This is a genomic window from Xylanimonas oleitrophica (genome assembly GCF_003244315.1).
GTDB lineage: Bacteria > Actinomycetota > Actinomycetes > Actinomycetales > Cellulomonadaceae > Xylanimonas_A > Xylanimonas_A oleitrophica.
Genome location: NZ_QKWH01000015.1, coordinates 33,773 through 52,000, shown reverse-complemented (window position 1 = coordinate 52,000; position 18,228 = coordinate 33,773). Strand labels below are relative to the sequence as shown.

At 76.5% G+C, this 18,228-nt stretch carries 16 protein-coding genes; 6 read left to right on the top strand and 10 right to left on the bottom strand.

Annotated features, from left to right (window positions below):
- Position 1: 1 nt before the first annotated feature.
- Positions 2-928: a hypothetical protein gene (locus tag DNL40_RS14585; RefSeq protein ID WP_111251987.1), complete on the bottom strand. Its 927-nt coding sequence runs from the start codon at positions 926-928 to the stop codon at positions 2-4.
- A gap of 213 nt (positions 929-1,141) precedes the next feature.
- Between DNL40_RS14585 and DNL40_RS14580 the strand changes: the two genes are divergently transcribed.
- On the top strand, positions 1,142-2,476 hold the full coding sequence (locus tag DNL40_RS14580; protein WP_111251986.1) for an isochorismate synthase: 1,335 nt from the start codon (positions 1,142-1,144) through the stop codon (positions 2,474-2,476).
- A gap of 7 nt (positions 2,477-2,483) precedes the next feature.
- Here DNL40_RS14580 and DNL40_RS14575 read toward each other — a convergent pair whose 3' ends face one another.
- From DNL40_RS14575 to DNL40_RS14565, 3 genes are all read right to left on the bottom strand, one after another.
- Positions 2,484-4,007: an MATE family efflux transporter gene (locus DNL40_RS14575; protein WP_218926077.1), complete on the bottom strand. Its 1,524-nt coding sequence runs from the start codon at positions 4,005-4,007 to the stop codon at positions 2,484-2,486.
- A 155-nt stretch (positions 4,008-4,162) separates the two neighbouring features.
- On the bottom strand, positions 4,163-5,872 hold the full coding sequence (locus DNL40_RS14570) for a DUF6114 domain-containing protein (protein ID WP_111251985.1): 1,710 nt from the start codon (positions 5,870-5,872) through the stop codon (positions 4,163-4,165).
- Positions 5,873-5,883: 11 nt separating this feature from the next.
- Positions 5,884-6,471: a DUF6230 family protein gene (locus DNL40_RS14565; RefSeq protein ID WP_111251984.1), complete on the bottom strand. Its 588-nt coding sequence runs from the start codon at positions 6,469-6,471 to the stop codon at positions 5,884-5,886.
- Between the two features lie 159 nt (positions 6,472-6,630).
- Between DNL40_RS14565 and DNL40_RS14560 the strand changes: the two genes are divergently transcribed.
- On the top strand, positions 6,631-7,281 hold the full coding sequence (locus DNL40_RS14560) for a TetR/AcrR family transcriptional regulator (RefSeq protein ID WP_111252039.1): 651 nt from the start codon (positions 6,631-6,633) through the stop codon (positions 7,279-7,281).
- Positions 7,282-7,381: 100 nt separating this feature from the next.
- Here DNL40_RS14560 and DNL40_RS16920 read toward each other — a convergent pair whose 3' ends face one another.
- From DNL40_RS16920 to DNL40_RS16520, 4 genes are all read right to left on the bottom strand, one after another.
- Positions 7,382-9,196 (bottom strand): S1C family serine protease, encoded by a 1,815-nt coding sequence (locus DNL40_RS16920; protein ID WP_111251983.1) that lies wholly within the window; start codon positions 9,194-9,196, stop codon positions 7,382-7,384.
- A gap of 106 nt (positions 9,197-9,302) precedes the next feature.
- Complete coding sequence (menD, locus tag DNL40_RS14550) at positions 9,303-11,198, bottom strand: 2-succinyl-5-enolpyruvyl-6-hydroxy-3-cyclohexene-1-carboxylic-acid synthase (RefSeq protein ID WP_111252038.1); 1,896 nt, start codon at positions 11,196-11,198, stop codon at positions 9,303-9,305.
- 89 nt (positions 11,199-11,287) lie between these two features.
- A complete protein-coding gene (locus DNL40_RS14545) occupies positions 11,288-12,349 on the bottom strand; it encodes an o-succinylbenzoate synthase (protein ID WP_111251982.1) in 1,062 nt (353 codons plus the stop codon).
- Between the two features lie 82 nt (positions 12,350-12,431).
- On the bottom strand, positions 12,432-12,602 hold the full coding sequence (locus DNL40_RS16520; protein ID WP_179951093.1) for a hypothetical protein: 171 nt from the start codon (positions 12,600-12,602) through the stop codon (positions 12,432-12,434).
- A 210-nt stretch (positions 12,603-12,812) separates the two neighbouring features.
- Here DNL40_RS16520 and DNL40_RS14540 point away from each other — a divergent pair, with 210 nt between their 5' ends.
- Positions 12,813-13,796, top strand: a complete 984-nt coding sequence (locus tag DNL40_RS14540) for a 1,4-dihydroxy-2-naphthoyl-CoA synthase (protein WP_111251981.1) — start codon at positions 12,813-12,815, stop codon at positions 13,794-13,796.
- A 25-nt stretch (positions 13,797-13,821) separates the two neighbouring features.
- Here the strand turns inward: DNL40_RS14540 and DNL40_RS14535 are convergent, their stop codons facing one another.
- Positions 13,822-14,910, bottom strand: a complete 1,089-nt coding sequence (locus tag DNL40_RS14535; RefSeq protein WP_111251980.1) for a DUF3048 domain-containing protein — start codon at positions 14,908-14,910, stop codon at positions 13,822-13,824.
- Between the two features lie 86 nt (positions 14,911-14,996).
- Here DNL40_RS14535 and DNL40_RS14530 point away from each other — a divergent pair, with 86 nt between their 5' ends.
- Together DNL40_RS14530 and DNL40_RS14525 are read left to right on the top strand one after the other, a co-directional pair.
- On the top strand, positions 14,997-16,283 hold the full coding sequence (locus DNL40_RS14530; protein ID WP_245885964.1) for an AMP-binding protein: 1,287 nt from the start codon (positions 14,997-14,999) through the stop codon (positions 16,281-16,283).
- 62 nt (positions 16,284-16,345) lie between these two features.
- Positions 16,346-17,215 (top strand): 1,4-dihydroxy-2-naphthoate polyprenyltransferase, encoded by an 870-nt coding sequence (locus tag DNL40_RS14525; protein WP_111251979.1) that lies wholly within the window; start codon positions 16,346-16,348, stop codon positions 17,213-17,215.
- A 143-nt stretch (positions 17,216-17,358) separates the two neighbouring features.
- Here the strand turns inward: DNL40_RS14525 and DNL40_RS14520 are convergent, their stop codons facing one another.
- A complete protein-coding gene (locus DNL40_RS14520) occupies positions 17,359-17,640 on the bottom strand; it encodes a DUF4229 domain-containing protein (RefSeq protein ID WP_245885963.1) in 282 nt (93 codons plus the stop codon).
- 145 nt (positions 17,641-17,785) lie between these two features.
- On the opposite strand from DNL40_RS14520, the gene DNL40_RS14515 reads away from it, so the two are divergent.
- Positions 17,786-18,214, top strand: a complete 429-nt coding sequence (locus DNL40_RS14515; protein WP_111251977.1) for a PLD nuclease N-terminal domain-containing protein — start codon at positions 17,786-17,788, stop codon at positions 18,212-18,214.
- Positions 18,215-18,228: the final 14 nt, after the last annotated feature.

Below are 18,228 nucleotides of genomic sequence, written 5' to 3'. Positions count from 1 at the left end.
CTCAGCGGCCCCGCACCACACGTGGTGCGGCGCCCGGCGCGAGCCCCACCACGAGGAAGGCCGCCGCACCGCACGCCGCAGCGACCACCATCGCCGCCGGACCCGCCGGCGACGCAGGACCGGCTGCCGCACCGACGGCCTCGGCCACCACCCCGGCGAGCGGGAACGCGGCCCACCAGCCGGTCCACCCCACCAGCGCCACCAGCGCCAGCCCCGCGACCACCAGCGCGCGGGGCCGCACGGGGGCGCCGCCCAGCACGCGCCGCCGCACGGCGGGCACAACACCCAGGAGCAGGTACGCCAGCACCGCTCCCAGGCTCAGCGCCGCCCAGGCCAGCACCGCCCAGGAGCCGGCCTCGTACGCCGTGCCGAGCGCCTCCCGCACCTGCGCCGACGAGCTCCCCGGCACCCGGGCCCGAGGGTCCCACACCACGGCGTGCAGTGCCTGGGCCACCGTGACGGCGGTGGCCAGGCCGGCCAGGAGGACGACGGCGAGCCGGCCCGCACCGGCATCGGGCTCGCCGCCGTGCTCACCCTGGCCCGCGCCGTCCTCCCGCGCAGCCCGCGCACGGCGGGCCGCCGCAGCCGTCAGCGCCAGCACCACCACGGCCACCACCAGGCCTCCCAGCGGTACCAGCACCAGCGCAGGCGCACCGGCCACGGCGACCACCAGCCCCAGCGGCAGCAGCAGGGCCCGTGCCCCGACCTCCCGCCAGCCCGCTCCGACGGCCGCGCCCAGCGCCACGAGCCCCGCGAGCACCAGCACCGCCGCCGCCACGAGACCCGCTGTCGTCACCGCCGCGAGGACGGTGGCCGCCGGCCGGGGCACGACGTCGCCGGACCCCGCGTTCCACCACAGCGACACGGCCAGCACGGCCCCGGCCAGCACGAGGGCGTACGCCAGGCGGGTGGAGCGCTCGAAGGTCATGGCCTGGATCCTGCCGTGGATCCTGCCGTGCCGGCGCCTCCCAGGGCACGATCGCCGCGATGCTTCACCGAAGCGGCACCGACCGTGCGGATCCCCTCCCGCCGACGACGGTGCGGCGCGGGTAGCGCGTGCGTGCGCCGGGGCGCGCCGGGCGTGCCCCGGCAGGCGCCCCGGCTGCGGCCAGACCGTCGCCCCGGCGTACTCTGGACGGCGATGTCCGCCTTCCCGTCACCCGAGCCCGGCCCCCGCGTGCCCAGCACGCCGGACGCGCAGCCGCTCGTGGTCCGCACCGCCCCGATCGAGCTGCCCGACGGCGGCCTCACCACGCTGGTCGACCTGCTGCCCGACGCGCGCCCGCTGACGTGGGTGCGCCGTGGCGACGGCATCGTGGGCTGGGGCGAGACGCTGCGGATCCGTACCGAGGGGGCGGGCCGGTTCGCCGACGCCGAGGCGGCGTGGCAGTCGGTGCTCGAGCGCGCCGTCGTGCGCGACGACGTCCAGGTGCCGGGCACCGGCCCGGTGGCGTTCGGCTCGTTCGCCTTCGACGACACCTCGGGTGCCGGGGGCGTGCTGGTGGTGCCCCGCGTCGTCGTCGGCCGCCGTGGTGGCACCGCCTGGGTGACCACGATCTCCACCACGCTGGACGCCGCTCCGTCCACCGCGGTGCTGGACACCCCGCGCGCACCGGTCACCGCTCCCGGTGCGGTGACCACGGCGGACGGCGCGGTGCCCGCCGCCGACTGGCCCGGCGTCGTGGCCGCGGCCGTCGCCCGCATCCAGGCCGGCGGGCTCGACAAGGTGGTGCTCGCGCGCGACGTCGTCGCCACCGCCGAGAACCCCGTGGACCCGCGCTGGCTGCTGCGGCGCCTGGCGAGCGCCTACGAGACCACGTGGACCTTCGCCGTCGACGGCCTGGTGGGGGCCACCCCGGAGCTGCTGGTGCGCTCGGAGAAGGGGCTGGTGGCCTCGCGCGTGCTGGCCGGCACCATCCGCCGCGAGCCCGGCATGAGCGACGACGACGCGCTGCTGCGCGCCGCCCAGCTCGCCCGCTCGTCGAAGGACCTGGAGGAGCACGAGCACGCCGTCGTCTCCGTGGCCCGCGCGCTGGAACCGTTCTGCACGTCCATGAACGTGCCCGAGCAGCCGTTCGTGCTGCACCTGCCCAACGTGATGCACCTCGCGAGCGACGTGACGGGCGTGCTCGACCGTGCCGCGGCGCCCGGCCGGGCGCCGTCGTCGCTGTCGCTCGCCGCCGCCCTGCACCCCTCGGCGGCGGTGTGCGGCACGCCGACGACGGCGGCACGCGACCTGATCCGCGAGATCGAGGGCATGGACCGTGCCCGCTACGCCGGGCCCGTGGGCTGGACCGGCGCGGACGGCGACGGCGAGTGGGGCATCGCGCTGCGCTCGGCAGCCGTGGACGACGCCGACGCGCGCCGGGTGCGGCTCTTCGCCGGCTGCGGCATCGTCGCGGCGTCCGACCCGGCCGCCGAGCTGGCCGAGTCCGAGGCCAAGCTGGTCCCGATGCGGTTCGCGCTCGGCCTCTGAGCCCCGCTCAGGCCACCGGCGCCGATCCCGTGGCGGGCTCGGTGGCCAGCAGCCCGGCCGGCTGCGGCGCGACCGGCGGGGCGTCGGCCGCCTCGCCGGCGTCGTCCAGCGCCTCGGCCGCCTCGGAGACGCGCGGCGCCACCCCCGGTGCCGCCACCCCCGGCCCGCCCTCGACGCTCGCGGCACGGCCGGCGTCGTCGCGCTCGCGCTCCAGGAGGAGGCGCCGCTGCCGCGCCCACGCCACGGCGACGGGGGCCAGGCCACCGAACCACGCCAGCGGCGCGGCCATCGCCACGCCGAGGAAGCCCACGTGCTCCACGAGCACCAGCGCTGCGACCGACCGCATCACGAGCTCCACCAGCCCGGCGACGGTCGGCACGGTGGACAGGCCCAGGCCCTGCACGGTGTTGCGGAGCACGAACAGCACGGCGAGCACCGCGTAGAGCCCCCCGTTGACGAGGAAGTACTGGTGGGCCAGCGCCACCACCTCCTCCTGCCCGGGGCCCACGAACAGCCCCGCCACCGGCCCGCCGAACAGGACCAGGACGCCGCCGAGCAGCACGGCGAGCCCACCGGCCACGAGACTGGCCCGGAAGGCGCCGACGCGGATGCGCCGCCACTCCTGCGCCCCGCGGTTCTGGGCCACGTAGGTGACCATCGCGACGCCGAACGAGTTGAGCGGGGCCAGGGCGAGCTGGTCGACCCGCATGGCGGCGGTGAACGCGGCCACGGAGACGGCACCGAGCCCGTTGACGGCGAGCTGCAGCACCAGCGCCCCGATGGCGATGACGGACATCTGGAAGCCCATCGGCAGGCCGGCGTGCAGCGGCTCGCCCATCGCCCGCAGGCCGGCCCGCCAGTCGTCCCGGGACAGGCGCAGGGCAGGCATGCGCAGCAGCACGTAGACGACGCAGCCGGCCACGGCGGCGAGCTGCGCGAACACCGTGGCGGCGGCGGCCCCCGGCACGCCCCAGCCGGTGCCACCGACGAGCACGACGACGAGCACGGCGTTGAGCAGGCAGGAGATCACGAGAAAGACGAGCGGGGTGCGGCTGTCGCCCAGGGCGCGGATGGTCGAGGCCAGGAAGTTGTAGGCCACCGTGGTGAACGACCCGAGGAACGTGACCTCGAGGAAGCGGGTGGCGTCGGCCATGAGCTCGGGCGGGGTGTCGAGCAGGCGCAGGATGTCTCCGGCGAAGGCGACGCCCAGCACGGTGATGACCACCGCCATCCCGAGCGAGGCGTAGGCGCCCGCCGCCGTGTAGCGGCGCACCCCGGCCATGTCCCCGGCGCCGAACGCCCGGGCCACGGGGATGGCCAGGCCGGCCGAGGCACCCCAGGAGAACCCGACCAGGAGGAACACGACGCTGCCGGAGGCTCCGACGGCGGCGAGCCCCTCGAGCCCGACGAGCCGGCCCACCACGGCGGCGTCGGTGAACATGTAGACCTGCTGGAAGACGTTGCCGATCAGCAGCGGCAGGGTGAACGCCACGATGAGCCGGGTCGGTGGCCCGGCGGTCAGGTTCTTCACGGGTGCACGCCTCTCGCCGACGTCGTGGACGCCGCGCCTCAAATCGATTCGATCCGAGGTGAGCATACTGCCTGCGGCAACCGTCCCGAGACGCCACGGGGCCCCGCGCCCGACGGTGGACCGCCGGCACGAAGCCCCGGGGCCGCGCAGCCCTCTCAGCCGGTACGCGACCAGACCGACTCGCTGAACCCGTTCCACGTCTGACGGTCGGACGTCGCGCCGAGCAGCCCCACCGTCGGGTCCGTCAGCGCGAGCAGCAGCCCGGTGACCGACTGCGGCGGATGCTCCGCGTCGAGCCGCAGCGACGACCCGTCCGGCAGCGGGGCCGTGAGCGAGGTGACGTAGATCGTGGCGTCCCCCTCCATCACCACCGACTCCGCCGTGGTGTACGTGCCCGCGACCTCGCCCCTGTCGTACGCGTACGTCTTGAGCTCGAAACCCGACGTGGTGATGTGGTCGGCCACGATCTTGAGCGCGTTGCGCCGCTCCCCCGGCGCACCGGCCACCGGCACGGAGACCAGCGCGACCGCGCGCAGGCCCGAGATCCGCAGGTCGCGCGCCTTCAGCTCACCGGGCACCGAGTACACGTCGACGTCCTCGTTGCCGCCCAGCACCACCGGCAGCTCCTCGTCGTGCGGGGCGGGCAGACCCGGCGGAACCTCGACCGTGACGCCGTCGTCGGACGCGGGCTCCGGTGCCGCGCCCGGCGAGCCACCGCCCCGCTCGCCGCCTCCCTCGGCGCCACCCGGCACACCTCCTGCACCGCCGCCGACCACCTCGCCGGCCGTGCCGCCCACAGCCCCACCCACAGCCTCTGCCCCGGCGTCGCCGACGGCCTGACCAGCGCCCGTGAGCGCGTCCCCCGCACCGCTCACGGCGTCGCCCGCGCCCCCGACGACGCCACCGACCGCGTCGCCCAGCGGGCCGCCGCCGGCGTCTCCTGCCGCCGTGAGCGCCCGGCCCACACCGTCGAGGACGCCGCCGACGCCACCCTCCCCGAGCACCACGTCCAGGATCCCGTCACCCGTGACGTCCTCCAGCACGCCGTCGAGCACGCCGTCGCCGTCCACGTCCACCTCGTCCCCAGGCGTCCCCTCGACCACCTGCCCGGGGGACGGGCTGACGGTCGGGACCGGGGCAGGGGCACCGCTGCCGCCGCCGCAGAGGATGAACCCGAGGAGGCACGGCCCTGCCGGAGCGGCAGCGGGTACCGCGGCCGGGACCGGCCCCACCGCACCCCCGGCGATCATCGCGGCACCGAGCGCGACGGCGGTCGAGCGGCGCGCGGTGCGCCCCGGGGCGGGCCCCTCCCCGGCGACGCCCGGGCCTGGCGACCGCTCCCGGCCGGACGGAGCCCCGTCCGGCACGTCCGCAGGCACGCCGTCGGGCCCGCCGCCGGGCACACCGGCCCGGGCGCCGTCCGGGCCTGCCCCCGGCTCGCCCCTCGGCTCGTCCCCCGGCACGACGGCGCGGGACGGCATCCAGGAGACGACGACGATGCCGCCGACGACGCCGAGCAGCATGCCCACCCCGAACCCGCCGAGGTTGACGCCCATGAGCGAGTACACGGACACCGCGAGCGTGATGACCCCGTAGAACACGTGGTGCGCGGGCTGGGCGGCGGCGAGCACGCCCACCAGCACCAGCACCACGGGCAGCAGGGTCGACTGCATGCCGGCGAACCCGAGCTGCACCTGCAGGTTGTCGAGCTGGATGCGCCCCGACAGGAAGAGCTCGACGCCGGCCAGCACGATCAGGAGCGCACCGACGAACGGGCGGCGTCGCCGCCACCGGGCGAACCGCTCGCGGCGAGAGCCGGCCGTGCCTGGGCGAGCGGGCCGGCGGTCCTGGTCCTGCGTGCTCATCCGGCTGCCCGTCAGAAGCACTCTTCGCCCTGGGTGACCTCGAGCTTGAGGCCGTTGAGCTGGAACACGGCGGCCTGCGTGCTCCAGGAGACCTGCTTGAGGTCGTCGATGACGATGCTGTCGGAGTCCATGGCGAAGTCGCCGGCACTGCCCTTGGGGGTGGTGTTGACGGTGGATGCGTCGACGCCGATGCGGATCTGGTCGAACCGGGCGGTGCCCTGCAGGTTGTCCATCCCGATCTGCAGGTCGGTGGCGGTGACGGGCTGGTCGCCGCCACCGGCCGTGATCTTGAGGCCGACCTTGCCGCCCGGGACGACCACGGACTGGCACAGGTCGTAGAGCCTGGCGTCGGCGATGTTCGCGATGGCGGCCGGATGCTCGGTGCCGTCCTGCGCGGTGGCGATGCCTGCGTACTGGGAGAACCCGGTGCCCTCGAGCTTGGTGGCGGCGATCTTGAACTGCTGGCCCGAGACGGCGAACGAGACCGGGACGGCCCCCTGGGCGACCCCGCCCCCGATCATGCCCAGGGCAGCGAGCGTGGGCACCGTGGCCAGCAGCACACGGCCGCGGCGCGTGGTGGTCAGAGCACTGATCTTCATGTCCCCTCCAGGGCGATGAACGAGGCGACGGCTCTGTCGCCCGCGTCAACGAACGTACCACCTACTGATGGTCCGTCAATTGTTGGCGGGGAGTGCGGCGCACGCGACCTCGGCCGGGGGCAGCGGGCCGCCACGTCCACGGCCCCTATGCTCGGAAGCATGCCTCCCGCGCTGCAGGGCCCCACCGGCGGACGCCGACGGACCCGGCTGAGCCCGCAGGAGCGCCGCCAGCAGCTGCTCGCCCAAGGCGTCGAGTGGCTCGCCGACCGCCCCCTGGAGTCCATCTCCGTCGAGGACCTCGCCGCCGCGGCAGGTGTCTCTCCCGGGCTCGTCTTCTACTACTTCGGCAGCCGCCAGGGCCTGCACCAGGAGATCGTGCGCACCGCGCGCGACGCCATGCTCCATGCCACCGAGCCGCGCCCCGAGCTGCCGCCGCTCGAACGGCTCGACGACGTCCTCGAACGGTTCGTCGCGTTCGTCCAGGAGCACGACGCCACCTTCTACTCCATCGTGCGCGGCGCCTCCTCCGGCGACCCCCAGGTGCGCTCCACCGTGCAGCACGCCCGCGACGTGCTCACCGGGCACACCACCGAGATCCTCGACGAGCTCGGCATCGAGCGCACCCCGCTGCTCGACGTCGCGATCCGCGCCTGGATCTCCCTCGCCGAGCAAGCGCTGGTCGACGCCGCCACCGACGAGGCCGTACCCACCCACGAGCTGGTCGGGTTCCTCTCCCGCAGCGCGCTGGCCACGATCCAGGCCGCGCACCCTCAGGCCGCGCAGCCCCCGCACCGGCCCGCCGCACCCTGACCAGCCGGCCGACCGCGGGCCAGCGACCGCACGGGTCGGGCCCCGGCGCCGACGACGCCGGGGCCCGACCCCTCGTGCGAGCGCAGGCTGCGCCCCGACCTCAGTTGCCGAACAGCCAGTCCCAGGGGAAGCCTCCCTGCGAACCCCCCTGACCGGACCCGCCCTGCGAACCATCCTGCGAACCGTCCTGCGAGCCGTCCTGCCCCGGCAGCTGACCGCCGCCCTGACCGCCCTGGCCGCCCTGGCCCTGCTGCCCCTGCTGGCCCTGCCCGGCGCCGGTGGACTCGTCGCGCACCGCGAGCGTCACCTCGACCTGCTGGGCGCGGCCGTCCCGGACCACCGTGAGGGTCACCTTGTCGCCCGCCGAGCGCTCGCGCACCGACGCCGTGAGCGACTGCGCACCGTTGACCGGCTGGTCGTCGATCGCGACGACGACGTCCCCTCCCCGGATACCGGCGTCGGCGGCCGGCGAGCCGTCGGTCACCTGCTGCACCTGGGCACCACGGCGGGTGACGCCGTCGGCCGTCGCCGTGCCGTCCTGCATCATGACGCCGAGGAACGCGTGCTGGGCGCTGCCGTTCTCGATGAGCTGCTGGCTGATGTTCTTGGCCAGGTTCACCGGGATGGCGAACCCCAGGCCGATCGAGCCCGCCTGGCCCCCCAGCCCGCTCGACATCGTGGCGATCGACGACGTGATGCCGATGACCCGGCCCGACGCGTCGAACAGCGGGCCACCGGAGTTGCCCGGGTTGATGGCGGCGTCGATCTGGATCGCGTTCGTCACCACCTGCTCGCTACCGCCCTCGCCCGAGGCCGAGACCGGCCGGTCGAGCGCCGAGACGATGCCCGTCGTCGCCGTGTTGGCCAGGCCCAGCGGGTTGCCGACGGCCAGCACCGGGTCGCCCACCCGTACGTCGTCCGAGTTGCCCAGCGCCACCGGCGCCAGGTTGTCGGGCGCGTCCTGGATCTGCACCACCGCCAGGTCCGTGGTGGGGTCCGTGCCCACGATCCGCGCCTCGTAGAGGCGGCCGTCGGTGAGCGTGATCTGCACGGTGCCGTTCTGCGCCCCCGCCACCACGTGGTTGTTGGTCAGCACGTGACCCTGCTCGTCCAGGATCAGCCCCGACCCCTCGGAGCCGCCCTGCCCGCTCGCGACCTGGATCGCCACCACCGAGCGCGAGACGGCCTGCGTGACCGCCTGCCAGTCGGGGTTGGCCGCCGTGGACTCCTTGACCGGGGCGGAGTCGACGCGGCCAGGGTCACCGATCGAGGAGATCGACACCGCGGAACCGTCGCCGTCCAGCCCCGTGACCAGCGCCGCGGTGCCACCGCTGGCCAGGAGCGCGGCGATCGCCGCCGCGCTCACCACGGGCACCCACGCCCGCGGCCTGCGCTCGCGCCGACCCTCCGGCGGCTCGCCCGCCGCCTGGTAGGGGTTCGAGAAGCTCGCGCCCGGCTGGTAGGGACCCTGCGCGCCGTGCTGGTGGGTGCCCTGCTGCTGCGGGCCCCGGGAGTACGGGTCCTGTGCGTACGGGCCCTGCGGGTGCTGCTGCCCGCCCTGCTGCCCACCCTGCTGCCCGTGGTGCGGCGCGTGCTGGGACCCCGGGGCGTACTGCCCGTAGCGGGGCTGCGGCGGAGCCGGGTACGGCTGTGTCGGGTGCTGCTGCGGGTGCAGCTCCTGCGTGGGGTGCCCCTGCGGGTGCTGCTGCCCGGCCGGGGTCTGCGGCGCCTGCGACGGCGCGGGAGGCTGCGGGACCGCGCCCTGCTCCGGCCGCACCGTCGCCGGGGCCTGCGCCGCCTCGCCCTGCGCCTGCTGCGCCGCCTCGCCCTGCGGAGCGGGCGCCGGGCGCTCGCTCTCGGGCTGGGCCGGCGCGGCGTCCCGGGGCGGTTCCTGGTCGTGGTTCTCGGTGCTCATGATGGCCTCCTCGATCTCCTGACCATGAGTTCACACCATGTGGCTGGTGTCGATCTGGAGCGTTCCTGAGAATCTTCTGCGACGTGCGGCCTGCTCACGGCCGGCGTCAGGCCGACCCCAGAGCGCCACGGACGGCGTCGACGACGCGGGCGGCGACCTGGCGCGACTCAGCGAGCCGGTCGGCGCGCGGCACCCGTACCTCCACCACCTCGACGCCCCGGCCCGGGTCTGCCAGGGCGGCGCGCAGGCCCGTCAGGTCGTGCACCCGGCGGTGCCGCACGCCGTACCCGGCGCAGAGCGCGGCGAGGTCGGCCCCGTGGGGGGTGCCGAACACCCGCTCGAAGACCTCCCGCCCGGCGCCGGACGAGGCCGCGAGGGTCCCGTGCTCCAGGGTGGCGAAGATCGACCCGCCGTCGTCGTTCACGACGACGAGCTGCAGGTCCGCGGTGGGCTCGTGGGGGCCGCGCAGCAGCCCCCCGGCGTCGTGGAGGAACGTCAGGTCGCCCAGCAGGGCGCGGGTGCGGCCGCGCACGCCGCCGAGCGCGACTCCATAGGCGGTCGAGACGAGGCCGTCGATGCCCGCGAGCCCGCGGTTGGCGAGCACCGCGGGAGCCGGGGCCGACGGTGCGGCGTCCAGGCCCAGCACGAGGTCGAGGTCACGGACAGGGTTGGAGGAACCGACCACGAGGACGTCGTCGGGCCCGGCCGCCGCGGCGACCGCGCGCGCGACGGCGAGGGCCGCGTGCGGCACGTCCGCCAGCACCGCACCGGCAGGCAGGGCACCGGGCGCCCCTGCGGCCGCCCCGGAGGGAGGCGCAGGCGTCGCGTCGTCTCCGGTGAGCGCCCGCAGCACGCGGTCGGCGGCACGGGACGCGGCCTGCCACCGTGCGAGGAACGGCCTGCTGGCCGCCCGGTCGGACGGCGCGACGAACCATCGCTCGGCCAGGCGGTCCACCACCACCTCGGCGTTGCGCGCCGCGTCGGGCCACGGGGCACCCCCGGGGGTGACCACGGTGACCGTGACACCCTGCCTGCCGAGCAGCCGCTGCACGGGCCGCGACAGAGTGGGCCGCCCGAGCACCACGACGTGCTCGACGTCGGCCACGAGCTCCTCGACACCGAGCACCGCACGGTAGGCCTGGACGCCGTTGGGGCCGCCGCACGCCCCGGACGAGGGCTCCGCGAGCAGGGGCCAGCCCTGCGCCTCGGCCAGCGCGCGCGCCTGCGGGCCGGCGCCGTCACCGGCCACGACCAGCGTGCGCGCCGGGTCGCCGTACAGGGCCGGATCGGCGCCCGGACCCGGGGCGGACGGCTGCACGACGGTCCGGCGGGACGGCTCGGGCCACACCCGGCGGGCGCCGTCGCCCGCGCCGTCGAGCACGCCGGCGGGCTGCAGCGGCTCGCGGTAGGCGAGGTTGAGGTGCACGGGGCCAGGGTTCCTGTCCCGCAGCCCCAGGGCCGCGGCGAGCGCCCGGCCCGCGGTGCCGAGCAGGTCGCGCACCTCGCCGTCGCGCCCGCTGGGGGCCGGCACGTCGGCGGCGAACCGCACGGCCGAGCCGAAGATGCCCACCTGGTCGGTGGTCTGCGACGCGCCCGTGCCGCGCAGCTCGTGCGGGCGGTCGGCGGTGAGCAGCAGGAGCGGCACCCCGGTGTGGTGCGCCTCCAGCACGGCCGGGTGCAGGTTGGCGACGGCGGTTCCCGACGTCGTGACCACGGCGACCGGCCGGGGCAGCGTGATCTTCGTGCCCGCGCCGGGCCCCGCACCCCGCTCCAGCGGCTCGGCGCCCTTTGAGAGCCCCAGGGCCAGGAAGCCGGCGGCGCGCTCGTCGACGCGCACGTGGAGCCGGAACCGGGGGAACACCGACGCCGCCTCGGCCAGCGCGTACGCCAGGGGCGCAGAGCGAGACCCGGGGGCCAGCACGACGTCGCGGACGCCCTGCACCACCAGGTCGGCCACCAGCGCCCGGGCGGCGGCCACGGCAGGCGGGAGGTCGGGCTGCAGATCAGGCGGGAAGTCGGCCGCCACGTCGGACGACACCGGGTCGGACGGCCCATCGGCGGCCGGCACGGGCCCCCCGGGCACGGCGGCGCTCACCGGGCACCCCGAGCAGCCGGGCCGGCCGCGTCGACGTCGAGCAGCGCCGCGAGACGGCCGTGCCGGGCGAGCCACGCCTCGCGCACGCCGTCCGGCGGGGCAGCGGCCGCGAGCGCCACGGCGTCGGGTGCGATCGCCGGGTCGCCCGCGGCGTGGGCGGGCAGGGCGCCGTCGACGGGCAGCAGGGGCTGGGCGACGACGTCGCGCTCGAAGAGCTGGGAGGTGGCGAGCCCGCAGGCGTACGGCAGCTCGGGCAGGGCGGCGGCGAGGGCGACACCGGCCGCGAGCCCCACGGAGGACTCCAGCGCGGAGGAGACGACGACGGGCAGGCCCACCTGCTCGGCGAGGTCGAGGCAGGCGCGGACGCCGCCCAGGGGCTGCACCTTGAGGACGACGACGTCGGCGGCGTCGGCGCGCACCACGCGCAGGGGGTCGGCGGCGCGCCGGATGGACTCGTCGGCGGCGACGGGCACGTCGAGGCCCGCGCGCAGGAGCGCCCGGCGCAGCAGGGCGAGGTCCTCCACGGTGGCGCAGGGCTGCTCCGCGTACTCGAGGCCGCGCGCGGCGGCGTCCAGTGACCTCAGGTGGGTGACGGCCTCCTCGACGCCCCAGGCGCCGTTGCCGTCGACACGGATGCTGCCGGCGCCCGGGCCGTAGAGCTCGTCGAGCGCGGCGCGGACCGCGGCCACCCGCTCCACCTCGGCGGCGACCGGCTCCAGCTCGCCGGTGGCGGACCGCTGCGCCACCTTGACCTTCGCGGTGCGGCACCCGCCGGAGGCGAGCACGATCTCCCGGGCGCGCTCGGGGCCCACGGCGGGCACGGTCACGTTCACCGGCACGCTCTCGCGCACCGGGGCGGGCCAGCCCAGGTCGGCCGCCTCGCGCGCGGCGCGCAGCCAGGTGGCGGACTCGGCGTCGTCGTAGTCCCAGAACGGGCTGAGCTCGCCCCAGCCGGCGTCGCCGCGCAGCAGCACGCCGTCGCGCACCTCCAGGCCCCGGAACCGCGTGCGCAGCGGCGTCGACCAGACGGCGGGCGAGGGCAGCGGGCGTGCGGGCACCAGGCCAGGGTAGTGCGGGGCGCGCTCCCGGCCCGGCTCAGCGCTGCTCGCGCCCGACCGCGCCTGGGCCTGCGCGCCGGGCTCAGTCGGTGAACTCGGTGAGGTCGTCGTGGAACTCCAGCGTGCCGGGGCACGGCCGAGGCTCCTCGGCGAGGGCGCGGAGCTGGGCGGCGTCGTAGGCCAGGACGTCACGGGCGATGTCGTGCTCGACGTCGGCGAGGTCGAGCACCTGGGGGGCTGCGAGGTTGCTCATGCCTTCCATGGTGGCCTGGCCTGACCACACGTGCGAGGGCTCGGCACGAGCAACCTTGTGAAAGTGCTCACAAGCCTCAAGGAACGGTCTGCGGGCCACCATCCCGGGCTCCGGAGAACCCCCACGGACCACCTCCTGCCCGCCCCTCTCCGCCGAACCGGCGCCGGTGCCGGGACGCCCACCCACCCCCGCACCGCCTAGGCTGCGGGCGTGAGCAGCCAGCCCCCCGCCCTCCCCCGCCAGGTCTCCGAGACGTTCGACCCGCAGCGCTGGCGCGAGGTCACCGGCTTCGACGACCTCACCGACCTCACCTACCACCGTGGTGTGGAGCGCGCGGAGGACGGCACGGTGCGGGACCTGCCGGTGGTGCGCGTGGCGTTCGACCGACCGCAGGTGCGCAACGCGTTCCGCCCTCACACGGTGGACGAGCTGTACCGGGTGCTGGACCACGCCCGCATGACGTCGGACGTCGGCACGGTGCTGCTGACGGGCAACGGCCCCTCCCCCAAGGACGGCGGGTGGGCGTTCTGCTCGGGCGGGGACCAGCGCATCCGCGGCCGCTCCGGCTATCAGTACACGACGTCGGCGGACGGCGGCGCGGCGCCGGCCGAGACTGCCGACCACATCGACCCGGCCCGTGCCGGGCGGCTGCACATCCTGGAGGTGCAGCGCCTGATCCGCACCATGCCCAAGGTCGTGATCGCCGTGGTCGACGGCTGGGCGGCCGGCGGCGGCCACTCGCTGCACGTGGTGGCGGACCTGACGGTCGCGTGCCGCCAGCACGGCCGCTTCAAGCAGACCGACGCCGACGTCGGCTCGTTCGACGGCGGCTACGGCTCGGCGTACCTGGCCCGCCAGGTGGGCCAGAAGCGGGCGCGCGAGATCTTCTTCCTGGCCCGCGAGTACTCGGCCGACGACGCCGAGCGCTGGGGCGGGGTCAACGAGGTGGCCGAGCACGAGGACCTCGAGGGCCTGGCCCTGGAGTACGCCCGCACCATCGCGGGCAAGTCCCCGCAGGCGGTGCGCATGCTCAAGTTCGCGTTCAACCTGGCCGACGACGGCCTCATGGGCCAGCAGGTCTTCGCCGGGGAGGCGACCCGCCTGGCGTACATGACCGACGAGGCCGTCGAGGGGCGGGACGCGTTCCTGGAGAAGCGCGACCCGGACTGGTCGCGCTTCCCCTACTACTTCTGAGCCTCGGCCGTCGAGGTCCGGCTCGTCAGCCCACCGTCCAGGAGCCGGACCCGCGGGGCACCAGCTCGACCCACGTGGTGCCCGGGTCGAGGCGCACCTCGGTGCCGTCGGCACCGGTCAGCACGATGCGCTCGCCGAGGGACGGCTTGGACCAGGTGACCTCGACGGCCTTGCCGCCCGAGGCGAGCACGCCCTGCCCGGTGCCCTCGATCTTCGTCTCGGGCACGGGCGACCCCGCCGGGTCGCGCCACTTCGTGGTGACCATCTCGGCGCTCAGCAGCAGCACGTTGCGGGCCGCGTGCCGGGCACCGGTGGTCGAGACCGACGGCGTGGAGCCGTCGCTGCGCAGGTAGGTGCCCTGCTCCCCGTCCCAGTCCCACACGGTGCGCTGGGCGCGCGAGAGGCTGACGTCGAGGCGCTGCGCGGGGGTGCCGGTCGCGGACGCGGTGCCCTGCCCCACCTCGGCGGCGTACTCGAACTGCGCGGGCGGCGGCACGGCACGGTCGCCGCGGGCCTGGTCCAGGAACGCCTGGGGCGTGCCGACCACGTTGTGCGGGGCGCGGCGGGCGCGGTCGCGCGCGAAGCCTGCGTCGCCGCGGTCCATGATCACGGACTGGACCCCGGCGGCCTCGATCGCGTCGATGAACTGCGGCTGCGCACCCGAGTAGGCGAGGATCCCGCCGAGCGGGGCCACGATCGCCGGGTCCATGGGTCGCGCTGAGCGCACGGGCTCCACCGCCTCCGGGATCTGGGAGTGGTAGACCGCCACGTACCGGGTGATGCCGCCCTCCACGACCTCCTCCCAGACGATGTCGGCCAGCTCCAGCCCCGTCTGGGGGCGCGCCTCACGCGAGTTCTCGATCTTGATCGCGAGCGCCGGCCGCTGGGCCACCTCGTCCGTGGGCACGCCGGTGAGGGGCCACACGGACGGCTCGGCCTGCGGAGCGGGCGGAGCGCCCTTGCGCGCGGCGACGTCGGGGTCCGCGGTGGCGTGCACGGCGGCCGCGCCGCCCGAGCAGGCCGCGAGCGCCAGGGCGAGAGCCAGGGCGCCGGTGACCGCGGCGGCGTGCAGGGCGGCGGTACGACGGGGGGCGGGCGCGGTACGCCTGGTCATGGGTTCCTCCTCGGATCCCGGCCACGATAGGCGCGGGCAGGGCGACGACCGCGGACGCCACGGCGGGGCGGGCCTACCCTGGCCTCGTGCTTCACCCGCCCCTGCCCGCCGTCGTGGCCGATCTCGCCGCGGGCGTGCGCGCGGCGCTCGACGGCGGCCCGGCCGTCGCGCCGCTGCCCCGCCTGCACGACGCCGCGCCCCCGCCGGGCACGGCCCTGGTGGTGCGCACGTCGGGGTCGACGGGCGCGCCGCGCGAGGTGGCGCTGCCCGGGGACGCGCTGCGTGCCTCGGCGTCGGCGACGCACGCCCGCCTGGGCGGCCCGGGGCGCTGGGTGCTGGCCCTGCCCGCCACGCACGTGGCCGGGCTGCAGGTGGTGGTGCGGTCGCTGCTGGCGGCCGACGCCGGGGTGCCCGGGGCGCTCGTGGCCGCGGAGCCGGGCGGGCACTTCGACCCGGAGGCGTTCGCCGACCTGCTCGGCCCGGCGCTGGCCGACGACGCCCCCGTCCACGTCTCGCTGGTGCCCACGCAGCTGCACCGGCTCGTCGCCGCGGCCGACGCCGGCCGGCACCGCGGTCTGAGCGCCCTCGCCCGGTGCTCCAGCGTGCTGCTGGGCGGTGCCGCCACGCCCGCACCGCTCCTGGCCCGTGCGCTCGACGCCGGGGTGCCGGTGGTGCGCACGTACGGCATGTCCGAGACGGCGGGCGGGTGCGTGTACGACGGCGTGCCGCTCGACGGCGTGCGGGTGCGCCTCGCCCCCGTCCCCGCCCCCGGTCTCCTCTCCGCCCCGGCGGAGGGGACCGGGGTGGTCGAGATCGCCGGCCCCACGCTCGCCACCGGCTACCTCGGCGACGAGGGGGCCACCGCCGCGGCCTTCCGCACCGACGCCGACGGCCCCGACGCCGGGACCCGCTGGTTCCGCACGTCGGACCTCGGCAGCCTCTCCCCCGCCCGGCCCTCGTCCGAGGGCCGGGGCCCTCGCGTGCTGACCGTGCTGGGGCGCGCGGACGACGTCGTGGTCACCGGCGGCGTCAACGTGGCCCCCGCCGCGGTCGAGCAGGCCCTGGTCGAGACGCTGCCGCCGCTGCTGCCCACGGGGACGGGCCCAGCCGTGGAGCCGTGCGTGGTGGGCGTGCCCGACGACGAGTGGGGCCAGGCGCTCGTGGCCGTCGTGGCCGTGCCCGGGGCGGGCCCCGGCCTGAGCGCGCTGGCTCCCGACGCTCTCGGACGGGTGCGCGACGCCGTCGCGACTAGGCTGGGCACGCCGTCGGCACCGCGGCGGGTCTACCTGACCGACGCCCTGCCGCTGCGGGGGCCCGGCAAGGTCGACCGCACCGGCGTCGCGGCCGCCGTCCGGGCCGCCGAGCACGGCTGAGCGCCACCCGCGCGCGGCAGCGCACGAGATCCACCGCACGAGATCAGGAGCACCAGCACGCCATGGCTACGACCGCCGAGTGGATCGCCGGGGCCCGGCCCCGCACCCTTCCCGCCGCCATGGCGCCGGTGCTCATCGGCTCCGGCGCCGCCGCACAGGTCGGCGCCTTCTCGGGCGGCCGGGCGCTGCTGGCGCTCGGCGTCGCGCTGGCGCTCCAGGTGGGGGTCAACTACGCCAACGACTACTCCGACGGCGTGCGCGGCACCGACGTCGACCGGGTCGGCCCGCTGCGCCTGACCGCCTCCGGGACCGCCCGCCCCTCGCACGTCAAGGCGGCTGCGTTCGCCGCGTTCGGCGTCGCCGGCGTGCTGGGCCTGCTGCTCACCTGGCTGACCGGGCACTGGTGGCTGCTCGCCGTCGGCGCCCTGTGCGTGCTGGCGGCCTGGTACTACACGGGCGGCAAGCGCCCCTACGGGTACGCGGGCCTCGGCGAGGTGGGCGTCTTCGTCTTCTTCGGCCTCGTGGCCACCCTCGGCACCACGTACACGCAGGCCGACCGCGTGACGTGGCCCGCGGTGCTCGGCGCCGTCGGCGTGGGCCTCGTCGCCTGCGCGCTGCTGATGGTCAACAACGTGCGGGACATCCCCACCGACGTGCTCGCCGGCAAGCGCACCCTGGCCGTCCGGCTGGGCGAGCGCAGGGCCCGGCGCGCGTACGTCGCGATGGTCCTGCTGCCCGTGCTGCTCGGCCTCGCCTGCGCGTTCTGGGCGCCGTGGTCGCTGCTCGTGCTGCTGCTGGCCGGGCCCGCGGTGCTGCTGGCCCTGCCCGTGCTGGCCGGGGCGCGCGGCAAGCTGCTCGTCCCGGTGCTCGGCGGCACCGGCATGTTCGAGCTCGCCTACGGCATCCTGCTCGGCATCGGCCTGGCCGCCTGACGCAGCCCGCTCAGCACTGACGCCACCGACCGGCACCACTGACCGGCACCACTGGGGCCGACAGCACGGCGAGGCATCGCCGCACGGCGGGCGTCGCAGCCGGTGCGCCGCTCACGCCCGCCCCGACCGCGGCAGGCGGTAGGTCAGCGGTCGCGGCCCTCGTCGACCACGGAGTCCTCGAAGCGTGCGTCGTCGTCGCCCGCGCCGCCCCGCGCGGCCTTCGCCGCCCGGCGGCTCTCGACCCGCCCGGCCATCCAGGTCGCCGCGGCGTCCCGCGGCCCGCGCAGGAACAGGTAGGAGACAGCGAACGCGATGACGACGGCGAGGGCCGCCGCCAGCAGCACGTGCGCGCCCGCCCACAGCAGCAGCACGAACGCCGCCACGAGCACGAGGAAGCGGTAGAGCGAGTACAGGAAGAGCGGCACCCCACCAGGGTAGGCGTTCCCGCCGCCCGCTCCGAACGGCCCTGGAGCGGGCTCCGGCCAGCCCACGCCCGGTGCGCGACCGGCCCCCGGCCGGCGCTGCGGTCGCGTGCACCACGCCCCACCTGGCGGCCATAGGCTGGTACCCATGCTCCGCGTGCTGATCCCGCTCGTCGTCATCGGCCTCGTCGTCTACGCCCTGGCCGACCTCGCCCGCGTCACCGAGGACGAGACCGGCGGTCTGCCCAAGTGGGCCTGGGCCGTGATCATCGTGCTGCTGCCCGGCGCCGGGTCGCTCGCCTGGATCGTGTTCCGACGGGCCCAGCGCGGCTCGGGCGGCGGGTACGACCGCCGCTCCGGCGGTCCCGGTCGCCGTCCCTCGCCCGGGCGCCCCGTGGCCCCGGACGACGATCCCGAGTTCCTGTGGCGCCTCGAGCAGGAGCGCCGTCGTCGGCAGCGCGGCGAGGCCGGCGGCTCCGGGGGTGCGGGTGGCAGCACCGGCGGCTCCGGGGAGACCGGTGGCACGGGCGGCAAGGACGCGTCCGGCGAGAAGGGCGACCAGGACCGCCCCGCCTGACACGGCGAGCTTCG